This is a genomic window from Streptomyces sp. NPDC030799 (genome assembly GCF_055572255.1).
The window spans coordinates 92,783-111,419 of record NZ_JBVIDS010000021.1 but is presented as its reverse complement, the minus strand read 5'-3'; the positions used below and the strand labels follow the sequence as shown (position 1 = coordinate 111,419).

At 70.5% G+C, this 18,637-nt stretch carries 18 protein-coding genes; 13 read left to right on the top strand and 5 right to left on the bottom strand.

The window, feature by feature from the left end; translation table 11 throughout:
- The first annotated feature begins 151 nt into the window (after positions 1 to 151).
- The 6 genes from ACZ41I_RS39515 to ACZ41I_RS39490 all read left to right on the top strand — a co-directional run bounded on the left by ACZ41I_RS39515 (position 152) and on the right by ACZ41I_RS39490 (position 9,254).
- The gene (locus ACZ41I_RS39515) at positions 152 to 1,207 is read left to right on the top strand and encodes an LLM class flavin-dependent oxidoreductase (RefSeq protein ID WP_468516432.1); all 1,056 of its coding nucleotides are present in this window, start codon (positions 152 to 154) and stop codon (positions 1,205 to 1,207) included.
- A gap of 77 nt (positions 1,208 to 1,284) precedes the next feature.
- On the top strand, positions 1,285 to 2,088 hold the full coding sequence (locus ACZ41I_RS39510) for a DUF1684 domain-containing protein (RefSeq protein ID WP_363215028.1): 804 nt from the start codon (positions 1,285 to 1,287) through the stop codon (positions 2,086 to 2,088).
- A gap of 180 nt (positions 2,089 to 2,268) precedes the next feature.
- Entirely contained in the window at positions 2,269 to 3,171 is a 903-nt protein-coding gene (locus ACZ41I_RS39505; RefSeq protein WP_399775639.1) for a S1 family peptidase, read from the top strand.
- Between the two features lie 346 nt (positions 3,172 to 3,517).
- The gene (locus ACZ41I_RS39500) at positions 3,518 to 4,600 is read left to right on the top strand and encodes a S1 family peptidase (protein ID WP_468516411.1); all 1,083 of its coding nucleotides are present in this window, start codon (positions 3,518 to 3,520) and stop codon (positions 4,598 to 4,600) included.
- A gap of 206 nt (positions 4,601 to 4,806) precedes the next feature.
- Positions 4,807 to 8,244, top strand: a complete 3,438-nt coding sequence (locus ACZ41I_RS39495) for a DNA polymerase III subunit alpha (protein WP_468516410.1) — start codon at positions 4,807 to 4,809, stop codon at positions 8,242 to 8,244.
- A complete protein-coding gene (locus ACZ41I_RS39490; protein WP_468516409.1) occupies positions 8,241 to 9,254 on the top strand; it encodes a DNA polymerase Y family protein in 1,014 nt (337 codons plus the stop codon). The genes ACZ41I_RS39495 and ACZ41I_RS39490 overlap by 4 nt, the downstream gene beginning before the upstream one ends.
- On the opposite strand, the gene ACZ41I_RS39485 is transcribed toward ACZ41I_RS39490, so the two are convergent.
- On the bottom strand, positions 9,232 to 9,606 hold the full coding sequence (locus tag ACZ41I_RS39485) for a cupin domain-containing protein (RefSeq protein WP_363215037.1): 375 nt from the start codon (positions 9,604 to 9,606) through the stop codon (positions 9,232 to 9,234). The genes ACZ41I_RS39490 and ACZ41I_RS39485 overlap by 23 nt on opposite strands.
- Positions 9,607 to 9,693: 87 nt before the next feature.
- Between ACZ41I_RS39485 and ACZ41I_RS39480 the strand changes: the two genes are divergently transcribed.
- A complete protein-coding gene (locus ACZ41I_RS39480; RefSeq protein ID WP_399775647.1) occupies positions 9,694 to 10,140 on the top strand; it encodes a MarR family winged helix-turn-helix transcriptional regulator in 447 nt (148 codons plus the stop codon).
- Positions 10,141 to 10,307: 167 nt separating this feature from the next.
- Entirely contained in the window at positions 10,308 to 11,171 is an 864-nt protein-coding gene (locus ACZ41I_RS39475; protein WP_468516408.1) for an esterase/lipase family protein, read from the top strand.
- 50 nt (positions 11,172 to 11,221) lie between these two features.
- Here ACZ41I_RS39475 and ACZ41I_RS39470 read toward each other — a convergent pair whose 3' ends face one another.
- Complete coding sequence (locus ACZ41I_RS39470; RefSeq protein ID WP_468516407.1) at positions 11,222 to 12,184, bottom strand: lytic polysaccharide monooxygenase auxiliary activity family 9 protein; 963 nt, start codon at positions 12,182 to 12,184, stop codon at positions 11,222 to 11,224.
- 377 nt (positions 12,185 to 12,561) lie between these two features.
- Entirely contained in the window at positions 12,562 to 12,783 is a 222-nt protein-coding gene (locus ACZ41I_RS39465) for a hypothetical protein (RefSeq protein WP_468516406.1), read from the bottom strand.
- Positions 12,784 to 13,111: 328 nt separating this feature from the next.
- Between ACZ41I_RS39465 and ACZ41I_RS39460 the strand changes: the two genes are divergently transcribed.
- Complete coding sequence (locus ACZ41I_RS39460) at positions 13,112 to 14,803, top strand: PP2C family protein-serine/threonine phosphatase (protein ID WP_468516405.1); 1,692 nt, start codon at positions 13,112 to 13,114, stop codon at positions 14,801 to 14,803.
- Here ACZ41I_RS39460 and ACZ41I_RS39455 read toward each other — a convergent pair.
- On the bottom strand, positions 14,709 to 15,275 hold the full coding sequence (locus ACZ41I_RS39455; protein WP_468516404.1) for a GIY-YIG nuclease family protein: 567 nt from the start codon (positions 15,273 to 15,275) through the stop codon (positions 14,709 to 14,711). The genes ACZ41I_RS39460 and ACZ41I_RS39455 overlap by 95 nt on opposite strands.
- A gap of 473 nt (positions 15,276 to 15,748) precedes the next feature.
- Complete coding sequence (locus ACZ41I_RS39450) at positions 15,749 to 16,219, bottom strand: ArsI/CadI family heavy metal resistance metalloenzyme (protein ID WP_468325678.1); 471 nt, start codon at positions 16,217 to 16,219, stop codon at positions 15,749 to 15,751.
- A 79-nt stretch (positions 16,220 to 16,298) separates the two neighbouring features.
- Here ACZ41I_RS39450 and ACZ41I_RS39445 point away from each other — a divergent pair, with 79 nt between their 5' ends.
- From ACZ41I_RS39445 to ACZ41I_RS39430, 4 genes are all read left to right on the top strand, one after another.
- Entirely contained in the window at positions 16,299 to 16,679 is a 381-nt protein-coding gene (locus ACZ41I_RS39445; RefSeq protein WP_399775661.1) for an ArsR/SmtB family transcription factor, read from the top strand.
- Positions 16,676 to 17,413: an aquaporin gene (locus tag ACZ41I_RS39440; protein WP_468516403.1), complete on the top strand. Its 738-nt coding sequence runs from the start codon at positions 16,676 to 16,678 to the stop codon at positions 17,411 to 17,413. The genes ACZ41I_RS39445 and ACZ41I_RS39440 overlap by 4 nt, the downstream gene beginning before the upstream one ends.
- Before the next feature lie 29 nt (positions 17,414 to 17,442).
- Positions 17,443 to 17,853, top strand: coding sequence for an arsenate reductase ArsC (locus ACZ41I_RS39435; protein WP_399775665.1), 411 nt, complete (start codon positions 17,443 to 17,445; stop codon positions 17,851 to 17,853).
- Positions 17,854 to 18,041: 188 nt separating this feature from the next.
- Positions 18,042 to 18,623, top strand: coding sequence for a hypothetical protein (locus tag ACZ41I_RS39430; RefSeq protein WP_468516402.1), 582 nt, complete (start codon positions 18,042 to 18,044; stop codon positions 18,621 to 18,623).
- Positions 18,624 to 18,637 lie beyond the last annotated feature (14 nt).

Genomic DNA, 18,637 nt, shown 5'->3' with positions numbered 1-18,637 from the left:
GCGTCGCTGTGCGGTGTGCCGTGTTCCGTACCGCCGGCCTGTGCCGTCGTGGTCGCCCGCCGTTGCGGTGGAAACCAGGTCTGCGGAAACCAGGTCTGCGGAAACAAGCGCTGCGGAAACAAGGGCTGCGGAGGCGTCCGGCGTGAACAGGCTGCTGTGTCTCGCCGCCGCCGTCGACGTGCCGGGCTGCTTCGGTGCCGAACCGTACGTCGAGCTGGTCCGGCTTGCCGAGCGCGGTGGGCTCGACTTCGTGACGCTGGACGACTCCTTCGTCCGGCCCGGGCCCGACGCGCTCGCCGTGCTGTCCCGGGCCGCGCCCGTGACCCGGCGGATCGGGCTGGTCCCGACCCTCACCACCACCCACACCGAGCCCTTCCGGGTGCAGGCCGCCGTGGCGACGCTGGACTGGGTCAGCCGGGGCCGGGCCGGCTGGCGGATCGACGTGTCCGCCGGCGAGGACGAGGCCCGGCTCTTCGGCCGGCGTCGGGCGGCGCCGGCCGAGGCGCTGTGGGACGAGGCGGGCGAAGTCGCCGCGGTGGCCGCCAGGTTGTGGGACAGCTGTGAGGACGACGCCGAGATCCGGGACGTGCCGGCCGGCCGTTTCCTGGACCGGGAGACACTGCGCCGCGTCGACTTCACCGGTGGCGCCTTCTCGGTCCGGGGCCCCTCGACCGTGCCCCGGCCGCCGCAGGGCCACCCGGTCCGCGTGGTCGACGCCACCGAGGCCCAGGCCCGTACCGTCGCCGCCCGGTACGCGGACGTGGCCCTGATCCGCGTCGCAACCCCGGCGCAGGCCGCCGCCGTACGCGAGGAACTGTGCGCCCGGGCCGCCGAGTCCGGGCGGGATCCGGAGACCCTGCGGACCCTGGTGAGTCTGCTGGTCGACCTCGGCGACGGAGAGTACGCGGCCGAGCCCGGACACGGTGGCGGCGGCCCGCGGCCGACCGCGCGGGGGCCGCTGTACCGGGGTGGCCCGGTCGGCCTCGCCGAGCTGGTCGCCGGCTGGCACGCGGACGGTGTCACCGACGGCTTCCACCTCGTGCCCGTCGAGCCGCGCCGTGACCTGGAGCGGCTGGTCAACGGCACGGTGGCGGTCCTCCAGCACCGTGGCCTGTTCCGCACCTTCTACCCGGGCAGCACCCTGCGCGAGCACCTGGGCCTGGCCCGGCCCGCCGACCCGTACGCCATGACCGGGGGAACGTCATGACCGTACGACGGCAGATGCACCTCGGAGATCCCTGCCCGGTATGGGAGGGTTGAGCACACTTGAAAGGAACCGACGGCATGACGACGGACGCGCCCGAGGCGTGGCAGCAGTGGCACGACAAGCGTGTGGAGAAGGTCTCGGCGCCCTACGGGCCGCTCGCGCTGACCGCAACTCAGTGGATCGAGGACTATCCGGAGGGGCTACTTCCGGACATTCCCGGGAGCTGGGTGGCTGATGATGACGGCGTGGTGCTCACGGCCGCCGAGGCCGATGGACTGACCGTGGACGGGCGGCCCTTCGCGGGCGGGATACGGCTCGCCGCCGATCTCGGGCCGGAGGCCGGATCGCGGGTCGCACTGGCTGAGAAGCGGCTGGTCGTGCTGGTCCGTGAGGGCGTCTGGGGCGTGCGGGTCTACGACCCCGAGGCCGAGGCCCGGCGCGCCTTCAAGGGCATCGAGGCCACCGCGTACGACCCCCGCTGGTCGGTGCCGGGGCGGTTCACGCCCTACGACGGCACGCGCACCGTGCGGGTCGGCAACGCGGACGGGCGCGAGCGGGGGCTCGCCCTCGCCGGTGAGCTGGCCTTCGCCCTGGCGGGCCGGGAGCTGACACTGCGGGTCGCACAGCAGGGCGACGGGCCGCTGTGGGCGGTGTTCGCCGACGCCACCAGCGGCGACACCAGCTTCCGGTTCCGCTTCCTCCATCCGCCCGCACCGGACGCCGAGGGGCGTACGACTGTCGACTTCAACCGCGCGCAGCTCCCGCCGTGCGCCTTCGCCGACCACTTCATCTGCCCGTTCCCGCCGCCCGGCAACACGCTGGACGTGGCGATCGAGGCGGGCGAACGTGCACTGAGCCGGCGTCAAGAGGCTGCTGCGTAAGAGTGGTTTAAAGTCGGACGGCCGAAAGGCACTCTTGTGGCGACCGGTCGTTCGGCCGAATACTCCCCCTCAGCGCTTGTCAGGGCATGCATGTTCGGAATCCGGCCACAATCCCTGGCTGCGACTCACGGGCCCCGACCCCACGCGGGCCCCCGACTTCCCCATGGGAGGGAACGAAAAGTGAGGATCAAGCGCACCACTCCCCACAGCGGCACTGCGAGACGGACCCGGCTGATCGCCGTGGCCACCGGCATCCTGGCCGCAGCGGCGTTCGCCGCCCCCACCGCGAACGCCGGCGACGACGGCCACGCGTTCAGCGCCGCCCAGCTCAGCAAGGTCGACGAGTCCGTCCTCAAGGCCGACGTACCCGGTACGGCCTGGGCGGTGGACAGCAAGACCGACCGCGTCGTCGTCACCGTCGACAGCACGGTGTCCAAGGCCGGCATCGACAAGATCAAGCGGCAGGCCGGCGCCGACGCGGGCGCGCTCACCATCAAGCACACACCCGGCAGGTTCAGCAAGCTGATCAGTGGTGGCGACGCCATCTACGGTGGTTCCTACCGCTGCTCGCTCGGCTTCAACGTGCACAGCGGCAGCACCTACTACTTCCTGACCGCCGGTCACTGCGGGCAGGTCGCCTCCACCTGGTACAGCAACTCCAGCCACAGCACGGTGCTCGGCACCAATGTCGGCTACAGCTTCCCGGGCAACGACTTCGCGCTGGTCAGGTACACCAACTCCGCGGTCTCGCATCCGAGTTCCGTGGGAAGCCAGTCCATCACGAGGGCGGCCACGCCGTCCGTGGGGACCACCGTCTACCGGCGCGGTTCCACCACCGGCACGCACAGCGGCCGGGTCACCGCGCTGAACGCCACCGTGAACTACGGTGGCGGCGACGTCGTCTCCGGGCTGATCCAGACCACGGTGTGCGCCGAGGGCGGTGACAGCGGTGGTCCGCTGTACGCGGGCACCGTGGCGTACGGGCTGACGTCCGGGGGCAGCGGTGACTGCACCTCCGGCGGTACGACGTTCTTCCAGCCGGTGACCGAGGCGTTGAGCTACTACGGGGTCACGCTGCCGTAGCGCATCCGGCTCCGGTTTCCTCGAAGTCCCCGCATGCACCGCGCGTGCGGGGACTTCTGCCTGCCCGGCGGGGAAGAGGGTGAAGCCGGAAGAGTGGAGAACAAGCCATGCACTGTCGTGACGTTCCGCTCCGGTGTACTTGCGCCTAGTGTTTGCAGTGCGAATTTCTGGGTGTGACCGTGGTCGGTCAAGCCCATGGGGAGTGCGCAACCCCCCTGTGTGCGCGTCCTGAAGTCAACCTTGTGTGCTCCCTGTGCCGTTCGGAAGAGTAGACGCTCGTCAACCAGCCTTCCGGCCCGTCGAGTCCCCACAACTCGCGGGCCGTCCCCCCACAGGAGGACGTGAGTTGAAGCACCGACGCATAACCCGGCGACGGGCCGCCCTGGCCGGGGCGGGCATCGCCGCACTGGTCGCCGCGGGTGTCACCTTGCAGAATGCGAACGCCAGCGAGCCTGCGAAGTCCGCTCCGCAGGCGCGGGTTCTGTCCGCTCCGGCGGCTGGAAACCTCGCCTCGACGCTGTTGAAGAACCTCGGCTCCGGCGCCGCCGGCAGCTACTACGACGCCCGGGCCAGGAGCCTCGTCGTCAATGTGCTCGACCAGGGTGCCGCGAAGGCCGTCGAGGCGGCCGGGGCCAAGGCGAGACTCGTCGCCAACTCGCTGGCCGCACTCGACGGCGCGCGGACGACGCTGAAGAAGGACGCGACCATCCCGGGGACGTCGTGGGCGATCGACCCGGTCAGCAACAAGGTCGTCGTCACCGCCGACAGGACGGTGTCCGGCGCGCAGTGGGCCAAGCTGAGCAAGGTGGTCGGCGGACTCGGCGGCAAGGCCGAGCTGAAGCGGTCGAAGGGGGAGTTCAAGCCCTTCATCGCGGGTGGCGACGCGATCAGCGGGTCGGGCGGGCGGTGCTCGCTGGGCTTCAACGTGGTCAAGGACGGACAGCCGTACTTCCTGACCGCCGGACACTGCACCGCGGAGATCTCCAGCTGGTCGGACTCCGGTGGCAAGGAGATCGGGCAGAACGCGGAGTCCCGCTTCCCGGGGACCGACTTCGGCCTCGTGAAGTACACCTCGCAGACGGACCACCCCAGCGAGGTCGACCTGTACAACGGGTCCACGCAGAAGATCACCGGGGCCGCCGAGGCGACGGTCGGGATGAAGGTGACCCGCAGCGGGTCGACGACCCATGTGCACGACGGCACGGTCACCGGGCTGAACGCCACGGTGAACTACCAGGAGGGCACCGTCAGCGGCCTCATCCAGACCAATGTGTGCGCCGAACCCGGTGACAGCGGTGGCTCGCTGTTCTCGGGGAGCAACGCCATCGGGCTGACCTCCGGGGGCAGCGGTGACTGCACCTCCGGCGGGGAGACGTTCTTCCAGCCGGTCACCGCGGCGCTGTCCGCCACGGGGGCGGAGATCGGCTGACGCGTTCGACTGCACTGCGTTCCGTGGAGCCCCGTCCCCGGTGTGGGGGCGGGGCTGCCGCGTATCTGCTGCGGTGGGCGTTTGTGCAGGTGAGGGGCACCCTCAGTGATGTCGTACACATGTTCGGGAATGGGGGTATGGTGGGGGTGGAAGTAGGGAACTGATGTTCGAGAGCTGTTCGGGGCTCGCGAGTGCGGGAGGTGCGTGTGCCGGGCTTCGCGCATCTGCACACCGTCTCCGGGTTCTCCCTGAGATATGGGGCGTCCCATCCGGAGCGGCTGGCCGAGCGCGCCTCGGAGCGGGGGATGGACGCCCTCGCTCTCACCGACCGGAACACCGTCGCCGGTGCGGTGCGCTTCGCCAAGGCCTGTGCCGGGGTGGGGGTGCGTCCGGTCTTCGGAGTGGATCTGGCGGTGGCCGAGGCCGAGGCCGTACGGCATGCGCGGCGGAAGGCGCCGGTGCGGGGCGGGGCCTTCGTGGACGAGTCGGCTCCTCGGGTGGTCTTTCTTGCCCGGGACGGGGCGCGGGGGTGGGCCGACCTGTGCCGGATCGTCACGGCGGCGCACGCGGGAGAGGGGGTTCCCCTGCTGCCCCGGGCGGACAATCACGGCGACGGTCTGACCGTGCTGCTCGGCCCGGGGTCGGACGTGGGGCGGGCCCTCGCCGCGGGGCGTCCCGACCGGGCCGCGAAGCTTCTCGGGGCGTGGCGTGAGGTCTACGGTGACGCGCTGCGGCTGGAGGCCGTGTGGCACGGGCGGACGGGTACGGGGCCCGGGTCCCTGCGGCTGGCCGCCCGTACCGTCGGGTTCGCCGCCGAGCAGGGGGTGCGGCCGGTGCTCGGCAACGCCGTCCGGTATGCCGATCCCGGGGCGGGGCCCGTCGCCGATGTGCTGGATGCCGCCCGCCGGCTGATCCCGGTCGACCCGCGCGGGGAGCTGGACTCCGGGGAGGCGTGGCTGAAGGACGCGCGGGCGATGGCGGGGGTCGCCGAGCGGGTGGTGGAGGCTGCCGGGTACCGGCGGGACACCGCCCTGCGGCTGATGGAGCAGACCCTGGCCACGGCCGAGGAGTGCCGGGTCGACCCCGAGGGGGACCTCGGTATCGGGACCGTGCACTTTCCCGAGGCGCATCTGGTGGGCGCCGGACGGCGTACCGCCCAGCGGGCCCTCGCCTCGCGGGCGGTGGCGGGAATGGTGCGGCTCGGGTACGGCGGGAAGCGTGCGTACTGGGAGCGGATGCACCACGAGCTGGACATCATCGCCCATCATGGCTTTGCCTCCTACTTCCTCACGGTCGCCCAAGTGGTCGATGACGTGCGGAAGATGGGGATCCGGGTGGCCGCTCGCGGTTCCGGTGCGGGCTCCCTCGTCAATCATCTGCTGGGTATCGCGCACGCCGATCCGGTCGAGCACGGCTTGCTGATGGAGCGCTTCCTGTCCAAGGAGCGTGTCGTGCTGCCGGACATCGACATCGATGTGGAGTCCGCGCGCCGGCTGGAGGTCTACCGGGCGATCATCGACCGGTTCGGCACCGAGCGGGTCGCGACCGTGTCCATGCCGGAGACCTACCGGGTGCGGCACGCCATCAGGGATGTGGGCGCCGCCTTGTCCATGGACCCGGCCGAGATCGACCGGATGGCCAAGTCCTTTCCGCACATCCGGGCCCGGGACGCGCGGGCCGCGCTGGCGGAGCTGCCCGAGCTGAAGCAGCTCGCGGGAGAGCTCGATCGGGCAGGGGCGCGGTACGGCAGGCTGTGGGAGCTGGTCGAGGCGCTCGACGCCCTGCCGCGCGGAGTCGCCATGCATCCGTGCGGGGTGCTGCTGTCCGACGCCTCGCTCCTCGCCCGTACGCCGGTGGTGCCGACCAGCGGTGAGGGGCTGCCGATGTCGCAGTTCGACAAGGAGGACGTGGAGGACCTCGGGCTGCTCAAGCTCGATGTGCTGGGTGTGCGGATGCAGTCGGCCATGGCGCACGCGGTCGCCGAGGTGGAGCGGGTGACCGGGGAGCGGGTCGATCTGGACGCGTTGCCGGAGGGGGATCCGGAGACGTATCGGCTGATCCGGTCTACCGAGACGCTGGGGTGCTTCCAGATCGAGTCGCCGGGACAGCGGGACCTGGTGGGACGGCTGCAGCCGAGTACGTTCCACGATCTGGTCGTCGACATCTCGCTGTTCCGGCCCGGGCCCGTCGCCGCCGACATGGTGCGGCCGTTCATCGAGGCGCGGCACGGCCGGGCGCCGGTGCGTTACCCGCACCCGGACCTGGAGGAGCCGCTGAAGGGGACGTACGGGGTCGTCGTCTTCCACGAGCAGGTCATCGACATCGTCGCCGTCATGACCGGCTGCGGGCGGGGCGAGGCCGACCGGGTGCGGCGCGGCTTGTCCGACCCGGAGTCGCAGGGGCGGATCAAGGTGTGGTTCGCGCAGGCCGCGGCGGCTCGGGGGTACAGCGCGGAAACGATTCGGCGGACCTGGGAGATCGTGGAGGCGTTCGGGTCCTACGGGTTCTGCAAGGCGCATGCGGTCGCGTTCGCCGTGCCGACGTACCAGTCGGCCTGGCTGAAGGCCCATCACCCGGCCGCTTTCTACGCCGGGCTGCTCACGCACGACCCCGGGATGTATCCCAAGCGGCTGCTGCTGGCCGATGCGCGGCGGCGCGGGGTGCCGATCCTGCCGTTGGACGTGAACGTGTCCGGCGCCGCTCATCGGATCGAACTGGTGTCCGAGTCCGGGGTGTGGGGACTGCGGCTCGCCCTCTCCGATGTGCACGGCATCAGCGAGGCCGAGGCCGGGCGGATCGCGGACGGGCAGCCGTACTCCTCGCTGGTGGATTTCTGGGAGCGGGCACGGCCGAGCCGTCCGCTGGCCCACAGGCTCGCCCAGGTGGGGGCGTTGGATGCCTTCGGCGCCAATCGGCGGGACCTGCAGCTGCATCTGACCGAGCTGCACCGGGGCGCCCGGGGCGGTGGCGGCGGACAGCTTCCCCTGGCGGGCGGACGCAGGACCGCCTCGGCCGGACTGCCGGACCTGACGTCGGCGGAGAAGCTCAGCGCCGAGCTGGGTGTGCTGTCCATGGACGCCTCGCGCAATCTGATGGACGACTACCGCACGTTCCTGGACGAGCTGGGCGTGGTCTCCGCGCGCCGGCTGCGCGAGCTGCGGCACGGCGAGACGGTGCTGGTCGCGGGCGCCAAGGCGGCCACCCAGACCCCGCCGATCCGCTCCGGCAAGCGGGTCATCTTCTCCACGCTGGACGACGGTACGGGCCTGGTCGACCTGGCGTTCTTCGACGACTCGCACGACGCCTGCGCGCACACCGTCTTCCACTCGTGGCTGCTGCTGGTGCGCGGCGTGGTGCAGCGGCGTGGCCCGCGCAGCCTGAGCGTGGTGGGTTCCGCCGCCTGGAACCTCGCCGAGCTGGTGGAACTGCGTGCCGAAGGCGGTCTGGACGAGGTGGCGGCGCGGCTCGCGGAGCCGGTGGCCGAGGCCGCGGGCGGTGATCCGGCCGGTGGGCGGCGGATCCACCTGCCGACCGGATACGAGATGCATCCGTGGGCCGATCTGCGGCCCGCGGGCCAGGAGGCCGCACAAGGGCCTTCGGCGATACGGAAGTTGTGGCACCAGAGTCCGGGGAGTGCGGGATGACCATTCTCTGCGTACGTTTCCAGCTGCCGCCGATGTACGAGGCGGCCCTGCCGGGACTGCTCGGGTTGCTGGAGGACTTCACCCCGGTCGTCGAGGCGCTGCCCCCGGACGGGGCGCTGGCCGATCTGCGCGGGGCCGAGCGGTACTTCGGACGCAGCGCGGTGGAGCTGGCCTCGGTGATCCGGGTGCGCGCCCTCGCGCGGTACGGCGTCGACTGCGCGATCGGCGCCGGTCCGGGCCCGATGCTGGCCCGCGTGGCGCTGCAGGGCGCCCGGCCGGGGGTGACGTGTGCCGTGCCCGAGGACCCGGACGGCGCCGCCGCCTTCCTCGCCGGGCGACCGGTGTCCGCGCTGCCCGGCGTCGGCACGGCGACCGCCCGCACCCTGGCCGAGTACGGCCTGGACACCCTGGGCCTGGTCGCCGCCGCGCCGCTGTCCACGCTCCAGCGGCTGATCGGCGCGAAGGCCGGCCGTGAGCTGCGCGAGAAGGCGAGCGGCATCGACCGGGGCCGGGTCGTCCCGAACGCCGCCTCGCGCTCTGTGACCACCGAACGGCCCTTCGACACCGACGAGCTGGATCCCGGCCGGCACCGCAGGGCGCTGCTGTCCGCTGCCGAGGAACTGGGCGCCCGGCTGCGCGCGGTGCAGCAGGTCTGCCGCACCCTGACCCTCACCGTGCGCTACGCCGACCGGTCCTCGACCATCCGCAGCCGCACCCTGAAGGAGCCGACCGCGCACTCGGCGGCCCTGGCGAAGACGGCCTACGGCATGTACGAGGCACTCGGCCTGCAGCGCGCCCGGGTCCGCGCGCTCGCCCTGCGCGCCGAGGGCCTGGCCCCCGCCGACCAGGCCTCCCACCAGCTCACCTTCGACCCTGTGGACGAGAAGGTCCGCCGTATCGAGGAGGTCGCGGACCGCGCGCGGGCCAAGTTCGGGCCCCGGGCGGTGATGCCGGGGGCGCTGGGGCGCGGCGGCGGCTCCACGTCGGTCAGTTGGCCCAGGGCGGCGTGATGCGGCTGCCGTCGGCCATCTCGGCCTCCAGGCCGATGGAGGTGGTGACCCAGGAGAGCGCGGTGTGATCGGTCGGATTCTCCAAGGCGAAGGTCGTGCCCGGGTTGACGATCACCGTGTCGCCCGCGCCGATGCGGTCGGTGCGGCCGTCGAGGGTGATCAGCAGTTCGCCCACGAGCAGATGGAAGATCTCCTCACGGCTGACGGTGTGGGCGGGCCCCTTGGTGCCGGCCGGGATCTCCCCGCGCCAGGCGCACAGCTCCTTGCTGCCGGTGAGCGGGGTGGCGTACGAGACGAAGCGGGCGCCGTGGATCTCATGGGTGGTGGCCTCGGACGAGCGGACGACGGGCATGGCGGTGAACTCCGTTCCAGTGGTCAAGTGACTTGACTATATGGTCAAGCTGCTTGACCAAACTGTCAAGGGTGTTTCAATGCCTCCGTGCAGAACTCCCAAGCCATGGCCCTGTCCGCCGCCCTGCTCGCCGTCGCCGGCGACCTCACCCAACGCATTCACGACGGGGTGGTGGCGCGCGGGTTCACCGATCTGCGGCCGGCGCACGGCTTCGCCTTTGCGCGGCTCGCCCCGGCCGGAGCCACCGTGACCGACCTCGCGGCGCACCTCGGGGTGACCAAGCAGGCCGCGAGTCAGCTGGTGGACGAGATCGTGCGCAAGGGGTACGCCGAGCGGCGCCCGCATCCGCAGGACGCGCGGGCCCGGCTGGTCGTGCTGACCGAGCGCGGCTGGGCCTGCACCCGGGCGGCGGAGGAGGCGGCGGCCGAGGTCGTGGAGGGATGGGCCGAACTGCTCGGCGAGGGTGAAGTGCGCGCGCTGGGGGAGCGCTTGGCGCGGATCGCTCCGTATGGTCCGATCAAGCCGGCCTGGTGACGGTCTGTCAGGGTCCGTCGACCCTCTGGTTATCACTGGAAGTTTTTACTGACGCGTAACTTCACACCGGTGCTACTCGCCCGTAACTTGACGAGTGAACAGCATCCTCGTGATCCGGATCACAGGGTAAGGCCCCCACCTCCCTTGAGCCGCAAGGAGATCACACGATGCTGCCCTGGAAGCGCGTGCTCAGACCCCTCGCCGCACTGCTCCTCACCACCGCCGTCGCCGCCGTTCCGGCCGCCACCGCACACGCCGCCGACGCCGCTCCCAGCAGGGGCTGGAACGACTTCTCCTGCAAGCCCTCCACCGCCCATCCCCGTCCGGTCGTCCTGGTGCACGGCACTCTGGGCAACTCGGTCGACAACTGGCTGTCCCTCGCCCCGTATCTGAAGGACCGCGGATACTGCGTCTTCTCCCTCGACTACGGCCAACTGACCGGCGTCCCTCTCTTTCACGGCCTCGGCCCCATCGACAAGTCGGCAGAGCAGCTGTCCGCCTTCGTCGACAAGGTGCTCGCCGCGACCGGCGCCGCCAAGGCCGACCTCGTCGGCCACTCCCAGGGCGGCATGATGCCCCGCTACTACCTGAAGTTCCTCGGCGGAGCCGGCAAGGTGAACGCCCTCGTCGGGCTGGCCCCGGACAACCACGGCGCCACCCTGAGCGGCCTCACCAACCTGCTGCCGTACTTCCCCGGCGCCGGGGACCTGATCAAGGCCACCACCCCCGGGCTCGCCGACCAGATCCCCGGCTCCGACTTCCTCGCCGAGCTCAACACGGGCGGCGACACCGTCCCCGGAGTGCACTACACGGTCATCGCCACCAAGTACGACGAGGTGGCCACCCCTTGGCGGAGCCAGTACCTGAGCGGCTCGGACGTCCACAACGTCCTGCTCCAGGACCTGTGCCCGCTCGACCTCTCCGAGCACGTCGCCATCGGCCTGTTCGACCGCATCGCCTTCCACGAGGTGGCCAACGCGCTCGACCCGGCCCGGGCCACCGCCACCACCTGCGCGTCGGCCTTCAGCTGACGTGGCGCCGGGGCCTGTCCGGCCTGAGCCGCCGGACAGGCCCCGGAACTTCACCGGCGGTGGGTGCCACCCGCCGCGCGCCGCCGCACCGACAGGAACAGTGCCGCCGAACCGAGCGCCAGCGCCGCCGCGCCGCCGACCGCGACGTACGAGGTGCCGGAGGAGGCACCGGTCTGTGCGAGGTGGTCCGAAGCACCGGCTGCCTTCGGCGCATCGGACCCCGTGGTGGGCTGCCGGGCGGGGATGGCCGTGGCATCGCCGCCGTGACCGTGGTGCCGCATCGCCGACCTGTCGGCACCGTCCGCGATCTGCCGGTCGGAGGGCACGGAGGCGGCCGGAGCGGGAGCGGTGCCCGTGTGCCCCGTGCGGCCGCCGCCGAAGTCCACGTCCGAGCAGGAGTAGAACGCCTCCGGACTGTCCGAGCGCTGCCAGATTGCATACAGCAGCTGCCGGCCGGACCGCTCGGGAAGCGTGCCGGAGAACGTGTAGAAACCGCCCGAGGCGACCGGGTCGGTGACGGTGGCCACCGGGTGCCGCAGATCCAGTTCGGACCAGGCCAGCGGCTTCGCGGGGTCGTAACCCGGCTTGGTCGGATACACCGTGAACGTGCCCTTGTGCGGGGCGGTCACCCGGTACTTGAAGGTGTACGACCCGCTGTGCACGCGGGTGGCGGGCCAGTCGGCGCGGGCCAGGTCGAGGCCCTTGAACTCCGCGTGGTTCGCGCTGCACAGCTTGCCGTCCGGGATCAGCTTCTGATGCCGCCCCGCGGCGTCGCCGATCCGGATGCCGTTCCAGTCGTACAGCGCCTGCGTGCCGCCGGCCGCCACCGCCGCCCTGCACGCGGCCGACTCCGGACTCTCCGGCCCCTCCGCGTAGCACTGCGAGACACGGCTGACCGGGCCGCCCATCGAACCGTGCGCGGACGCGGGGGCGGCGCCGAGCGCGGTCAGGGCGAGCGGCGGCACGCCGAGCACGGCGACGACGGCGGCCGCGCGGCGGGCACGAGCGGGCATGCGGAACTCCTCCGGAAACGGTCCTGCGATGGGGCTGGAATCCCGTGGGGGCGATCCGAAACTAGCGCCGACAAACCGTGAAATCGCCTGTTGGAGGCGGGTGGAGGGGATCCTTATGGTGCCGTTAAGGCCGGACTAACCGAGGGCTCAGGAAGAGAAGTAAGAACCCTGTGGCTCACCTGCACCGAGTGGCGCGACTGTCCGTGTCGGTTCGGGTTCGTTCGCCGTCGGACGCCTCGGTTGGAGTTCGATCCGAGCTCGCTTCAGCTACCGCGGTCGACAGGTGCGACGGCCGGACAAGGGTGCTGGTGTGCGCCCCCGTCCGGCGTCGTTGATGTCAGCCGTGGATGTCAGAAGCTTGCGGGTGCGCGGCGTCGCTACGGCGCGGATGTCGGTGTCGGTTTCCGGCGCCTGGCGAGGCGGCGCCAGGCCACCCAGAGATTGATCACAAACAGGACCGCTCCCGCGATGGGCCAGCCCATGGATCCACCGTTGCGGTGGGTCTCGATGCCTACCGCCAGCAGCATGACGCCGATCACCGGGCCCATCAGGTCCATGAAGGCGTCCAGGCGACTTGCGATCTTCGAAGAGTTGGCCACGGCTTGATCGTGACAGTCAACGCGGTGCTTGCAAAGGAGCAAGGTCAGGACCGCACGGAGCTGCCACTGCCTGTCTGAGTCGAGGCCGACCCCGGTTTACCGCCATCAGCTTGGGAAACTGCGATCATGTGCCGTGGGATCGCGCGCTGACCAGGGCGAACGCTATTACGGTGGTGGCGTTGGGCGTTGCTGCTTTCCCCGCGATTCCCCGCTGTTCCCCGCTCGATCCGGTGCGGTCTGTGGTGCGCTTTGCGAGAGTCAGCGGTGACCCATGGGGAACCCGGATCCCAGGGGTCCTAGGCGATTTTTCCGGTGACAGGAGGCAGCAATGAGGGGCCCGGATGGTCCGCGGGAAGCGGTTGCTACTGCCCTCGACGCCCTCGGTACCGGTGCTTACCTGACGGACGAGCAGGGCTTCATCGTCGCTGTCAACGCGCGTGGTGAAGAACTCCTGGCCCGCCCCGCCTCGGATCTGGTCGGCCAGGACGCCCATGACCTGCTGCACCGCACCAGCTGCGGGGAGCCTGTGCCGAGGGGCCAGTGCCGGATGCGGGAGAGCGTCCTCGGCGGGCGGACGGAGCAGGGTGAGGAGGAGTGGCTCGAGCGCGGAGACGGCACGCTGTTGCCAGTGGCATGGCTGGCCACACCCTGTGACATCGGTATCCGTCCGTCGGCCACGCTCTTCCTCTTCCACTCCACCGGCCGCTCCGGGCGTCCCACCCAGCGGCCACCGGCTGGCGGACGGCTCTCCGAACTGGAACGGCTCGCTCTGCTCGCCGAGACGACCACCCTGCTCACCTCCACCCTGGACATCCACGAGGCGCTGCGCCGCCTGATCAACCTCGTAGTGCCTCGCATCGCCGACTGGGCCGTCATCGACCTGATCAGCGAGCGGGACGAAGTGTCGCGCTTTGCCGTCGCCCACGCCGAAGGCGGCACCGTGGTGTTCCGGGAGGACCTCCAGGGCCCCATGCCGCCCGTGCCCCAGGAGTCCCCGATGCCCCTGTCCCGGGCCCTGCGCGGTGTCACGTCCTCCTTCGCTGGCCCCGAGATCTACCAGGGACCACCCGATTCCGGCATCGCGGTGGAGCAGCGGCGCCTGTTCGAGGCGACCGGCATGCACTCGGCGATCGTGGTCCCCCTCCGCAGCCTGCACGACGTACTGGGCGCCCTCACCCTCGGCCGTGCCGACCAGCCCGAGCGGTTCACCGCGAGAGAGGCCGCCCTGCTGGAAGACATCGCCCGACGCGCCAGCCTCGGCCTGGAGAACGCCCGCCTCTACCAGCGCCAGCGCAAGGTCGCCGAAACCATGCAGCGCCATCTGCTGCCGAAGCTCCCGCGGACGCCCGGCCGCAGCATGACCGCGCGCTACCTGCCCGCGCCGGACGCCTCAGAGGTCGGCGGCGACTGGTACGACGCGTTCACCCTGCCGGACGGCGCCACCGCCCTCGCCATCGGCGACGTCGTCGGCCACGACCTAGACGCCGCGGCCGGCATGGCCCAGCTGCGCAACATGCTCCGCGCGTACGCGGTGTCCCAGCAGAAGCCACCGAGCAAGATCGTGGAATGGCTCGACCGGGCGACCCTGGACATCGCGGAGGTCTCCATGGCCACGCTGGTCTTTGCCCGCATGAGTGAGAACGACGCCGGCCAGTGCGAGCTGTCCTGGACCAACGCGGGCCACCCCCCGCCGCTGCTGGTCACCCGTGAGGGCATAGCCCGCTATCTGACCGACGGCCACGGGATCCTGCTGGGCGTTACACCGGATCAGGTCCGCCCCGACGCGACAACGGAACTGCTCCCCGGGGCAACCCTGCTCCTCTACACCGACGGCTTGATCGAGTCCCCGAGCCACACCCTGGACGAGGGCCTCAACCGTCTGCGCCGCCACGCCGCGTCCTTGGCCCACCGCCCCCTGGAATCCTTCACCAACGAGCTGTTGGCACGGGCACGCCCACCGGACAACGACGACGACGTGGCCCTGCTGGCCGTCCGACACGGGCCGGACTCGTCGTATTGAAGCTCTCGAGGCTGCGATACGGCACCGGCAAGTCACTTCTTCTTGCCCTGGGTCTTGCCGGGGTTCTTGGTGACCTGGGTTTTTGCTGGTCAGGGGTGAGCTGTGACTCGAGGTCCCACGGCTCGCTTTGCTCGATCCAGCACACTCGCGCGTTGTCCGCCATCCACTGGCTCAGGGTGGCTTCGCCGGCCTTGCCGAAGGTCATCCGCTTGCCGCTGCCCACGCGGCGCAGTTCAAGTCCGAGCAGGCAGCCGAGGGTGAGCCGTAGGGTCGAGCCGGCCGCGTTGCCCCGGTAGTGGTAGCGCACCCGCTTGCGCAGCTTCTGCGTGCTGGTCCGGTTCGCCATGTACCGCGGTGCTATCCCGACGTAGAGCAGGCGCCCAGCGTCCAGGTCCTGGTGGGGCGGCTTGGCGTGCCATGAGTGATCGCCGCAGGCTACTGGGCGACGCTGACAGAAGGCCCCGGCGTGCACAGCTATGTGACATCAGCTTGGGAAGCTAAGGTGATGGTGGCTCGCTATGGGTGCTGACCTGCGACGGAAGCATGTGGCCGCCTGGTGGGCGGATCCGTTGATTTCCCAGTGTTGCCCGTGGTTCCCCGCAGCGTCTGGCACGGGTCTGAAACGGGGGCCATCGACACTCGGTGGACATAACCAGCCCCAGCAGGCAACTGGCGCATGGGCCGTGGCCCCTGAAGGTCGGCGGGCGCGGGCGGACCGGCTCGGCGGCCCTGACTGCAACCTCCGGGGTTGTAAGGCACACTACGGCGCGGGCTATCCGGCGACATCGTCAAGAGAGATCGAGCTGCAAGGGGTCGACTACTGGCGGCTCTTTGCTACAGCCTCCGCCAACCGCTGGGCCGAACCCGTTTGAACGGTGGTGTCCGTCGCTGAATGAGCCGGAAACTGAGACGGACGGGCCCGGGCTGACCAGGCCGTCCGGCTCACTAGCCGCAGGCGCATCCGGCCGCTGCCGGGCTCTCCTCGGTGGCCTGGCTGGTGCAGCAGCCGTCGCCGGTGGCGTTGGGGTCGGCGCTCTTGCCGAGGGTGTCGGCGTCGGCCTTCACGACGTAGACCTCCCAGGGCTCCTTGCCGGGGCCGTGGACCCAGACCTTGTCCTGGAGGGCGTAGCAGCAGGAGGTGTCGTTCTCCTCGAAGGTGGCCAGGCCGGCGTCCTTGAGCCGGGTGGTGGCGGCGTTGACCTGGTCGGTGGACTCGACCTCGACGCCGAGGTGGTCCAGGCGGGTTTCCTCGCCGGGCTCGCCCTCGATGAGTACGAGCTTGAGCGGGGGCTCGGTGATGGCGAAGTTGGCGTAGCCCTCGCGCCGCTTGGCGGGTTCGGTGCCGAACAGCTTCGAGTAGAAGGTGATCGACGCTTCCAGGTCACTGACGCGCAGGGCGAGCTGGGCACGGGACATGGCAGGACTCCCATCGGCTTGCATTGATCTCTGTCGATGCAAGCTTGCGGCATGGATCGAAGGATGTCAATATAGAGGCATGTCGAAGCAAGAGCTTGCGGTGCTCGGTCAGAGCGAGGAGAACAGCGCGTGCTGTCCCGGGCTGGTGGCCGCACCGTTGGACGAGGGTCAGGCGGCGGATCTGGCGAAGCTGTTCAAGGCGCTGGGCGACCCGGTTCGGCTGCGCCTGCTGTCGTTGATCGCCTCGCGGTCGGGCGGTGAGGTCTGTGTCTGTGACCTGACCCCGGCCTTCGACCTGTCGCAGCCGACGATCTCGCATCACCTCAAGCTGCTGCGGCAGGCCGGTCTGATCGACTGTGAGCGGCGTGGCACCTGGGTCTACTACTGGGTGTTGCCCGCCACCCTCGACCGGCTCGCCGCCTTCCTGAAGACGTCGCAGACGGCCGGGGCGACCGCGTGACCGCCCCGCTGGGCCGCCGGGCCCTTGCCGAAGCTGTTGGGTCGGCCGCCCTGGTCGCGGTGGTCGTCGGCTCAGGAATCCAGGCCACCGAGCTGTCCCATGACGTCGGCGTGCAACTGCTGGCTAACTCGCTGGCCACCGTCTTCGGCCTGGGCGTGCTCATAGCCTTGCTCGGGCCGGTTTCCGGTGCGCACTTCAATCCGGTCGTCACCCTCGCGGCATGGTTCACCGGCCGCCGCAGCGAGGACGGGCTGACCGCGCGGGACGTCGCTGCCTATCTCCCGGCCCAGATCGCGGGAGCCGTCGCCGGTGCCGTCCTGGCCGACGCCATGTTCGGCAAGCCGCTCGTGCAGTGGTCCAGCCACGACCGTTCCGCCGGTCACCTGTGGCTGGGGGAGGTGGTCGCCACCGCCGGACTCATCCTGCTGATCTTCGGACTGACCCGCACGCAGCGAGCCCACTTCGGCCCCGTGGCCGTGGCGTCCTACATCGGCGCCGCCTACTGGTTCACGTCCTCCACCTCGTTCGCCAACCCGGCTGTGACCATCGGCCGCGCCTTCACCGACACCTTCGCCGGCATCGCCCCCGCCTCGCTCGGCCCCTTCATCGCCGCCCAGCTGGCCGGCGCCGCGTTCGGCCTCGGGCTGGTCTTCGCGGTCTTCGGCCGCCCGGCGCCCACACCCGGCACCGCACCGCTTCAGGGCGAACCCGAAATCGCCGCACCGGCACTGTGACCAGCCCGCTTCTGAGAAAGACATCCGCCATGAACACCCCTGCTGAGCGTCCTTCCGTGCTGTTCGTCTGCGTTCACAACGCCGGGCGCTCCCAGATGGCCGCAGCGTTCCTCACTCACCTTGGCGGCGACCGCGTCCAGGTGCGCTCCGCAGGATCCGCCCCTGCCGACACGGTCAACCCGGCTGTCGTCGAAGCGATGGCGGAGGCGGGCATCGACATCTCGGCCGAGGTGCCCAAGGTCCTCACCGTCGAAGCCGTCCAGGCCTCCGACGTGGTCATCACGATGGGCTGCGGCGACACCTGCCCGGTCTTTCCCGGCAAGCGTTACCTCGACTGGGAGCTCCCGGACCCGGCCGGCCAGGGCGTCGACGCCGTGCGCCCCATCCGCGACGAGATCGAGAAGCGAATTCGTGGGCTGCTTGACGAGATCGCCCGGTGAGCCAGGCACGACTACCGGGGGTGGTTGAGTTCTCAGGGCGAGTCGGACGCCGGGGCGCTGTCCACTCCCTGAAGATGGCGGACTACCGCCGACCACCTCTTGTAGGACTCACTTTCCGGGCTTGACTTGACATCACTGTTAGGTGAGCCTTACCTAAACCCCGCCTGTGATTGTCCTAGGAGTCGTCTGTGTCCGTGCTGCCCTCGGAGTCTCTCGCTTCCCTCAAGGCGGCACCCACCCGACGGTTGGGGCTGTACGACACATGGTGGACGGTCGGAGCGGCCGCGCTCGCCGCCTGTCTTGGCCTCTCGGCCTGTGCATGGATATCCCTGCACCTCCGAGTGGACGCCGCTCTCCACACCGTGGCGCTCTTTGCCCACCTGGCCTCGCTCGTGCTCGGCTTCGGGGCTGTCCTGGTGGCCGACTACTACGCGCTCCTGTATCTGACGGGCCGGTGCACTCTGCGCGATGCCCTGAACAGCACGACCCACCTCCACGTCCCCGTCTGGACCGGCCTCGTCGGTCTCGTGGCCAGCGGCGTGATGCTCCACCCCGACCTCGGCTTCGCGTCGACCCGCATCAAGTTGGGGCTGGTGCTCGCCCTCACCCTCAACGGCCTCCAGGCCGGGCTCCTGAACAGACGCATGCTGCAACAGGGCGGTGCCGCGCTCGGCCCGCGCCTCCTCGCCTGGGGGACCGCGACGGCTCTGGTGTCTCAGGCCTGCTGGTGGGGCGCCGTGGTCATCGGATTCCGCAACAGTCAGCACTGAGGTCGGTCAGTCTG